Consider the following 7,444-nt stretch of genomic DNA (forward strand, 5'->3'; position numbering starts at 1 on the left):
GCGCCAGAAGGCGGAGGAGGCGATGCGCATTGCCTCCCAGGAAAAAGCCAGGCTCGAGGCGGAGCGCAAGGCGGCGCAACAGGCGCCCAAGGCCGAGCAGTCGCCCGCCAACGACAATCCGCCTCCGGCCAAGCCGAAAGCCAACCCATTCACGGTCGACAATCTGTTGAAGTCGCTGCAGTAGGACTAGGCATTCCGGCTGCCCGCCCGACTGGCAATCGCCTCAAAGAACGAATGTTTCAGCGCCGTCAGCGACGTATCTGGCGTGGCGGAAATCGCGGATGGCGGCGAGCTTGCCGCCCTGCCAACCCAGCAGGATGAAGTATGCCGGGGCTGCCGTGGGATCGTTGGGATCGCGCACGAGGATTGCCGGACGATCTTCGACGAAACCAGGCTGGAAATGCCAGTCTCGCACCCGGGAATAATTGCCGAAATAGGTTGCCACCTCCTTGCGGCCGCTGAGCCTTGCCCTGGCCACCAGTTCCAAGCGTACCTCATCGGCCAGCATGTCCCGCACGGCGTCGAAATCGCGGGCGTTGAAGCGATCGACATAGGCGTCGAGCAACAGGCGCTCCGATGCACTCAGCCTGGGAACAGGACGATCGTCCTGTTCGTCTGCGATCTCACGCAGCCGGCCGCGGCCACGATGCAGCGCGGCCTTGACCGCAGGGACGCTGGTGTCGAGCATGGTGCTGATCTCCCGCAGCGAATAGCCCAAAACATCCATCATGATGACGCTGCTTCGTTGCGCGACGGGAAGGCGCATGAAACTTTGCAATCCGGCTGCCGCGGCCTGCCGTTCGGCGATCGAATTTGCCGGGTCGGCGATCATGTCCGGCTCCTCCTCGTAGAACGTCTTCTCACGGGCGCGGCGGCGCAAAAAGTCGAGCGCGGTATTGTGCGCGATGCGAAACAGCCAGCCTTCGGGATTGGCGATCAGGCCGGCGTTGGGCAAGGCCTCGAATGCCTTGGCCAGCGCCTCTTGCAAGACATCCTCGCCATCGACGACCGAGCCTGTCATGCGGGCGCAATAGCGATGCAGTTTGGGACGCAATTCGCCGAACAAGCGGTCGAAAGGCCTTGGGATCTCGCCTGGACTGTTCATGCACCGGCCGTTCTTGCCATGGTTCTATTCAGGCTACTCGTCCAGCATCCGATAATGGCCCACCACTGTCATCACGTCACGATGCGGAGGGTCGATGCAGCGATCCCTGATGCCGTTTTGGAAGGCCTCGAAAGCGGCAAGCCCGGGGATGATGTCAGCATGCTCGTCGGTTTCGATCTCGACGAGATGGACGAAAGTGCCGTCGCCGGAGCGCCAGGTCATGTAGCGAACGCCTTCCGGCGATTTGCCGCGCAGTTCCTCGAACACAGCCTTGACCAGGCGCTCGTTCTCGTTCGCCCAGTCCGGCTTCGTTTTGTAGCGTATCAAATGATGTTTCATCGCATCGGCTCCCTTGGCTGTCGTCTGTCCAAGACGCCTCAGCCAGGCCGAAGGATTCGGATTTCAAAAAAATAGTTCGGTACCGGCCCGCGCAGACGCCGGATGTCAGTCCTGGCCCCGGTCGAGCAGGCGCCGCAGCATGGGTTCGATGCGCGACAGCTCGTCGAGATGCGCGGCAGAGAGTTCGGCCAGGCAATCGTCGGCGCGTTCGGTCAGCCGCAGCAGCACGCGGCGGTGGTCGTCCTTGTCCTGATCGCGTGCGACCAGTCCTGCCTCACCGAGGCGGTTGACCAGTTCGACGGCGCTGTGGTGGCGGATGCGCAGGCGTTCCGCAAGGTCGCCGACCGTCACCGGCCCGCCGCCCGGATATCCCTTGATCGCCAGCAGCGCCTGATGCTGGCGCGGGGTCAGGCCGGCGTCCTCGGCCTGCACCTGGCTGAATTCGAGGAAGCGGCGGATCAGGTAGCGGAACTCGGACAGCCGCTGGTAGTCGGATTGCCTGATGGCGGGGCGTGGTGTCTTAGGCGGCTGCGTCATATCGCAGATGTCTTCGTTTTCCGGTGAAAGCTCAAACGAAATTTCGAACGAAACCAGCTTGAACAGATATATCGTGTTACGATACATAGCCGACCGACAACCGGCTGGCCACTTCGACCGTGCCGCAAAAACCAGACACGGCCGCCGCCAGGAAGCAAAGCCATGAAGACCCACAATTCCAATCCCGGTCATCTCAGGGATTTCACCACCGACGCCCGGGTGCTGCTCGTCGCCGCGATAGCGGTGGTGGTGGCGACCGCCGGGCTGTTTGCCGGCATCGTGCTGCTGAAGCTGATCCGCCTGGCCACCAACATCGCCTATTTCGGCCAGTTCTCGCTTGCCGAGCTGAAGCTGCAGGATACGCCGCTCGGACTTGCCGCCGTCTTCGTTCCCGTCATCGGCGCGCTGATCATCGGCCTGATGGCGCGCTATGGCAGCGAGAAGATCCGCGGCCACGGCATTCCCGAGGCCATCGAGGCGATCCTGCGCGGGCGCTCAAGGCTCGATGCCAAGGTGGCGATCCTGAAGCCGCTGTCGTCGGCGATCTCGATCGGCTCCGGCGGGCCGTTCGGCGCCGAGGGTCCCATCATCATGACCGGCGGCGCCATCGGCTCGCTGATCGCGCAGATGCTGCCGGTCAGCGATACCGAGCGCAAGACGCTGCTGGTGGCGGGTGCGGCCGCCGGCATGACCACCGTGTTCGGCACGCCGATCGCGGCCATCATGCTGGCGGTGGAACTGCTTTTGTTCGAATGGACGCCGCGCAGCTTCATTCCCGTGGCGGTGGCGGCCATCGTGGCGGAGGTGGGGCGCACGATGCTGCACATGCCGGGGCCGATCTTTCCGTTCCAGGGCAGCATGGCGGTTTCCTTCCTCGGCCTTGGTGGCTGGGTGCTGATCGGCATCTGCGCGGGTCTGTTGTCCGGGCTGCTGACGCAGATGGTCTACGCCTGCGAGGACGGCTTCCAGAAGCTGCCGATCCACTGGATGTGGTGGCCGATGCTCGGCGGCCTGGTGGTCGGCATGGGCGGCCTGATCGACCCACGGGCGCTCGGCGTCGGCTATGACAACATCGCCGACATGCTGGACGGCCGCACGATCGCCACGGCTGCGCTCCTGCTGCTGGTGGTCAAGGCCGTCATCTGGTCGGTGGCGCTCGGATCGGGAACCTCGGGCGGCGTGCTGGCGCCGCTGTTGATCATGGGTGGCGCGATGGGCGCGGTGCTTGCCGGGGTCCTGCCGGCGGCGGACCCGGGCTTCTGGGCGCTGCTGGCCATGGCCGCCACCATGGGCGGCACGATGCGCGCGCCGCTGACAGCCACTTTCTTCGCCGTCGAGCTGACCGGCAACACGCATGTGCTGGTGCCGCTGATCGCGGCCTGTGCGGCGGCGCATGCCGTCACCGTGCTGTTGATGAAGCGTTCGATCCTGACCGAGAAGATCGCCAGGCGAGGGCACCACCTGGTGCGCGAATATCGTATCGATCCATTCGCGCTCACCAGGGTGCGTGAGGTGATGACGTCAGAGGTCGAGAGCGTGCCGGCGACGATGACGCTGCATGGCGCGGCCGCCTTACTGACGGCGCCAGAAACCCGGCATCCGAGTTTTCCCGTGGTCGATGAAAACAGGCAGGTGCTCGGCCTCATCGATCCGCCGGCAATCCTGCGCTGGCGCCGTGCCGGCAAGCACCGGACGACGACGCTCGGCGAGCTGTTGGCCGGAAGCAAGGTGACGCTGGCCTATCCCGACGAATATCTGGAAGGTCTGTCGGACAAATTGTTGACGGCCAATGTATCGCATCTGCCGGTCGTGGCGCGCGAGGATGGAAGGCTGGTCGGCTATGTCGGCTGGAAGGATCTGATGCGCGTGCGCTCACGCAAGCAGGCCGAGGAGCGTGAGCGCTCGACCTTGCTTGGCTTCGGCACCAGACGCACGAAAGAGGAACGCACGGCTTCTTCTTAAGTCTCGCCGGCGACGCCGCGCTTCGCCCACTCCAGGACATGCAGCCTGAGCGCGGAGGACAGGTTGGTGTCGCGGGGCCGCGTTTCGTCGACTTCGGCGACAAGGGCGGCGAGCGTCAGCTTCCTTGCCGCCGCCATCGCGACGAGATCGTCATGGAAAGGCTTTTCGAGGGAATAGCTGGTGCGATGGCCGCGTATGGTCACCGAGCGTTTTTCGACGGCGCTCATTGACCGCCACTGGGATCGCCCGGTTCTCCGGGCTTTTCACGGTGATGGCCCGCTACGAACCTTTCGCTGTTGTCGGCAATCATGCGGTCGCGTTGCTTTTCGGCCTTGGTGCGGCCGTGCAAGGCGCGATTCTGGCCGGCCGCCTGTTCTCTATCGGCCCGCGCCTTCTGTTTGCGGAACTGACGAAGCTTGACGATTTCGGCCATGGCGGGAGCCGCGAGCCTATTTCTTGCGAAAGGCGTCGAGCGAGACCACTTCGGCGCCCTTGGTACCGGCATCGGCGGCGGCGGGCTTTTTCTCCGCTTCGGCGGCGGCCTTCTTCTCGGCCTTCGGCTTCTTCTCGGAGACGATGGCCAGCGGTTCGGGCGCTGGTGCGGCCGGTTCCTCGTCGGGCTGCGCATCGGTCTTGACGTCGAACTCGAGTTCGAAATTGACCGAGGGATCGTAGAAGCCGCGCACGGCCGAGAACGGGATCTCGAGTTTCTCCGGCACGTCGGAGAAGGAGAGCCCAACCTCGAATCCGGTGTCGGTGACCTTCAGGTCCCAATACTGGAACTGAATGACGATGGTCATCTGCTCGGGATAGCGCTCGCGCAGGCGCGACGAGACGCGCACGCCCGGCGCACCGGTCAGGAAGGTGATGAAGAAATGATGGTTGCCGGGAAGGCCGGTGCGCGCGACCTCGGCCAGGACCTTGCGCATGACGCCGCGCAACGCCTCCTGGGCCAGAATGTCGTAGCGGATGTGGTCGTCGGCCATGAGTTGGTCGGGTTCCGTTGAATCGTCCGCATAGCTGTAATCAAGCTTGAGGGCGGCGTAAACCTGATATAGACCGCCGCCGCACCGAAGCGAGGACTATTGCCAACGATTTGATCGGCAAGGCGGCTTCGCGGCAACCGCAAATGTTATGCGTTAGCCAGCGCAGTGTGTTTTTTCACGCCGGTCGGGGAAGGGCGCTTGCCGAAAGCGCGCATGAAGGTGCGCACGCCGTTTGTCGCCGATTGCACCACTTCGTCCTCGCGCGGCGTGCCGCCAAGCATGAAGGTGGTCTGCAATTCGGCATTGACCAGGCCGAGGAACTGGCGTGCCGCCACGTCGGGATCGTCGATCGTGAGATGGCCGCCGTAAGCTAGGCGGGCGAAGCGGGCGGCGATTGCCGGCCATGTCCGGCCCGGGCCCTGTTCGCGCCATTCGGCAAAGAGCTCGGGATAGCGCTCGCCCTCGGTCTGGATCAGCTTGCGCAGGAACTTTCCGTCGCGGTTGCAGATGCAGTTCTGGTTCAGGCGCACGGCAAAACCGATCAGGTCGGCTTCGAGGTCCCCGGGCTGATCGGGGAAGGTGGCGATGGTGGCGAAAATGCCGGCGTTGCAGCGTTCGGTCAGGTCGCGCACCACGGCGATGAACAGCTTTTCCTTGTCGCGATGGTGGTTGTAGACGGTCTGGCGCGAGACGCCGGCCTCTGCCGCGATCAGGTCGATGTTGGCGCCGGCGAAACCCTCGCGGCAAAACACGCCGGCAGCGGCGTCGACGATCGACATGCGCTTGGCCTCATGGCCACGTGGCGGGAAAGTGTCAGGAGAAACGCCCGGTCTCATGAAAATCTATATAGAGGTGATTGACGATTTGGACAAGAGTGTCTAAATTTGTGGACACGATATAAGGGGATTTCACTCCAGAGGGACGAATAAATTCGCTCTGGGAGTAGGAATCCCTCGGGATGGAACGTCCTGGGGTCAGACGTCGCCTGGCGGCGGCAACCAGATTCGAAAGAAGCCAATATCATGAGTCCCAAATTCCTCCGCATCGCGGTCGTGCTCGGCCTGTTGTCGGCCATCGGCCCGTTCGCAATCGACATGTATCTGCCCGCGCTGCCGTCGATCGGCACCGATCTGCATGCCGGCACCGCCGCCGTGCAGATGAGCCTTTTGATCTTCTTCCTGTCGATGGGCTTCGGCCAGATCGTCGTCGGGCCGATCTCCGACATGGTCGGCCGGAAGCTGCCGCTCTATGGCGGCCTGGCGCTGTTCATGGCCGGCGGCATCGGCTCGGCAATGGCGCCGACCATCGAGTGGCTGATCGCCTTCCGCTTCCTGCAGGGGCTTGGCGCCAGCGCCGGCATGGCCATTCCGCGCGCCATCGTGCGCGACCTGCACACCGGCAACGAGGCCGCCAAGCTGATGTCGCTGCTGATGCTGGTGTTCTCGGTGTCGCCGATCCTGGCGCCGCTGACCGGCAGCCAGATCATCGAGAATTTCGGCTGGCGCGCCGTGTTCTGGACGGTGACCGGTGCGGCGGTGCTTGCCACCATCCTGCTCGCGACCTCGCTCAAGGAGACGCGGCCGGCGGAAGAGCGTGTCGGGTCCTCCTTCGGTACCGCGCTTGCCGGCTACCGTTTCCTGATGGGCGACCGTAATTTCCTTGGCCTGGTGGCAATCGCCGGCTTCGGCATTGCGAGCTTCTTTGTCTATCTGTCGAGTTCGTCCTTCATCCTGATCGACCATTACGGGCTGTCGCCTTCGGTCTACAGCGTGTTCTTCTCGATCAACGCGGTTGCCTTCATCGGCATGTCGCAGCTGACGGGCCTGCTTTCGGAACGGTTCGGGCTGAAGCGCGTGGTGTGGGTGGCGGTGACCGGCTATGCCACGACGATGGTGGCGCTGTTCGCCATCATGGCCACGGGGGTCGACCGGCTCGATGTTATGGCGGCCCTGCTGTTCGTCGGCTACGGCTTCCTCGGGCTTGTCATTCCGACCACCTCGGTGCTGGCCATGGAAGAGCATGGCGAGATCGCCGGCACGGCGTCGGCGCTGATGGGCACGCTGCATTTTGCCATCGGCGCGCTCGCCATGGGCGTTGCCGGCGTGTTCTTCGACGGCACGCCGCTGCCGATGGTCGCCGGCATCACGCTCTGCGCGGTGATATCGTTCGCACTGGCGAAGGTCACGCTTGGCCGTTCGCGGCAAGCCGTCGAAGCGCCGGCGGAATAGGCAATCCTCAAATGAACCGAAAGGCCGGGTCAATCCCGGCCTTTTTAATGTCGAAGGCAGTGCGGGCGACAAGCTGCGGTCGTTTACCCGGCGCAAGACGCGCTACCAGCAATGTTTCTTTGCACCGGCCCAACGTTTGCCTGGGTTCACGACCGCGCTCAGTTGAGTTCCTGGGCGAGTCCGATGAGAAGTCCTTCAGGCCCACGGATGTAGCAGAGCCGATACACGTCCTTGTAGTCGACCACTTCGCCCACGAGCTGCGCGCCGCGCGTGCGGAGCCTTTCAAG

The 7,444-nt window shown here is 63.8% G+C and carries 10 protein-coding genes and 1 pseudogene; 3 read left to right on the top strand and 8 right to left on the bottom strand.

Annotated elements, in window-relative coordinates; translation table 11 throughout:
- The coding region (locus tag EOA36_RS37350; RefSeq protein ID WP_210212425.1) for a hypothetical protein at positions 1-184 on the top strand (184 nt) is incomplete at its 5' end.
- 39 nt (positions 185-223) lie between these two features.
- Here the strand turns inward: EOA36_RS37350 and EOA36_RS21050 are convergent.
- The 3 genes from EOA36_RS21050 to EOA36_RS21060 form a co-directional block, all read right to left on the bottom strand.
- The gene (locus EOA36_RS21050) at positions 224-1,105 is read right to left on the bottom strand and encodes a sigma-70 family RNA polymerase sigma factor (protein WP_127279258.1); all 882 of its coding nucleotides are present in this window, start codon (positions 1,103-1,105) and stop codon (positions 224-226) included.
- Positions 1,106-1,138: 33 nt separating this feature from the next.
- Positions 1,139-1,444 (bottom strand): hypothetical protein, encoded by a 306-nt coding sequence (locus EOA36_RS21055; RefSeq protein WP_127279259.1) that lies wholly within the window; start codon positions 1,442-1,444, stop codon positions 1,139-1,141.
- Between the two features lie 105 nt (positions 1,445-1,549).
- Complete coding sequence (locus tag EOA36_RS21060) at positions 1,550-1,981, bottom strand: MarR family winged helix-turn-helix transcriptional regulator (protein WP_189521740.1); 432 nt, start codon at positions 1,979-1,981, stop codon at positions 1,550-1,552.
- Positions 1,982-2,143: 162 nt separating this feature from the next.
- Between EOA36_RS21060 and EOA36_RS21065 the strand changes: the two genes are divergently transcribed.
- On the top strand, positions 2,144-3,943 hold the full coding sequence (locus tag EOA36_RS21065) for a chloride channel protein (RefSeq protein WP_127279260.1): 1,800 nt from the start codon (positions 2,144-2,146) through the stop codon (positions 3,941-3,943).
- Here EOA36_RS21065 and EOA36_RS21070 read toward each other — a convergent pair.
- The 4 genes from EOA36_RS21070 to EOA36_RS21085 all read right to left on the bottom strand — a co-directional run bounded on the left by EOA36_RS21070 (position 3,940) and on the right by EOA36_RS21085 (position 5,765).
- Positions 3,940-4,170: a ribbon-helix-helix domain-containing protein gene (locus EOA36_RS21070; protein WP_127279261.1), complete on the bottom strand. Its 231-nt coding sequence runs from the start codon at positions 4,168-4,170 to the stop codon at positions 3,940-3,942. The genes EOA36_RS21065 and EOA36_RS21070 overlap by 4 nt on opposite strands.
- The gene (locus EOA36_RS21075; protein ID WP_127279262.1) at positions 4,167-4,376 is read right to left on the bottom strand and encodes a DUF4169 family protein; all 210 of its coding nucleotides are present in this window, start codon (positions 4,374-4,376) and stop codon (positions 4,167-4,169) included. Before EOA36_RS21075 ends, EOA36_RS21070 begins: the two co-directional genes overlap by 4 nt.
- 16 nt (positions 4,377-4,392) lie before the next feature.
- Entirely contained in the window at positions 4,393-4,929 is a 537-nt protein-coding gene (locus EOA36_RS21080; protein ID WP_127279263.1) for an SspB family protein, read from the bottom strand.
- 146 nt (positions 4,930-5,075) lie between these two features.
- On the bottom strand, positions 5,076-5,765 hold the full coding sequence (locus EOA36_RS21085) for a TetR/AcrR family transcriptional regulator (protein WP_127279264.1): 690 nt from the start codon (positions 5,763-5,765) through the stop codon (positions 5,076-5,078).
- 186 nt (positions 5,766-5,951) lie between these two features.
- On the opposite strand from EOA36_RS21085, the gene EOA36_RS21090 reads away from it, so the two are divergent.
- The gene (locus EOA36_RS21090) at positions 5,952-7,157 is read left to right on the top strand and encodes a multidrug effflux MFS transporter (protein WP_127279265.1); all 1,206 of its coding nucleotides are present in this window, start codon (positions 5,952-5,954) and stop codon (positions 7,155-7,157) included.
- Positions 7,158-7,315: 158 nt separating this feature from the next.
- Here the strand turns inward: EOA36_RS21090 and EOA36_RS21095 are convergent.
- A pseudogene (locus tag EOA36_RS21095) lies at positions 7,316-7,444 on the bottom strand (VOC family protein); the annotation flags it as partial.

This window comes from Mesorhizobium sp. M8A.F.Ca.ET.021.01.1.1 (genome assembly GCF_003998025.1).
In the GTDB taxonomy this organism is placed as follows: domain Bacteria; phylum Pseudomonadota; class Alphaproteobacteria; order Rhizobiales; family Rhizobiaceae; genus Mesorhizobium.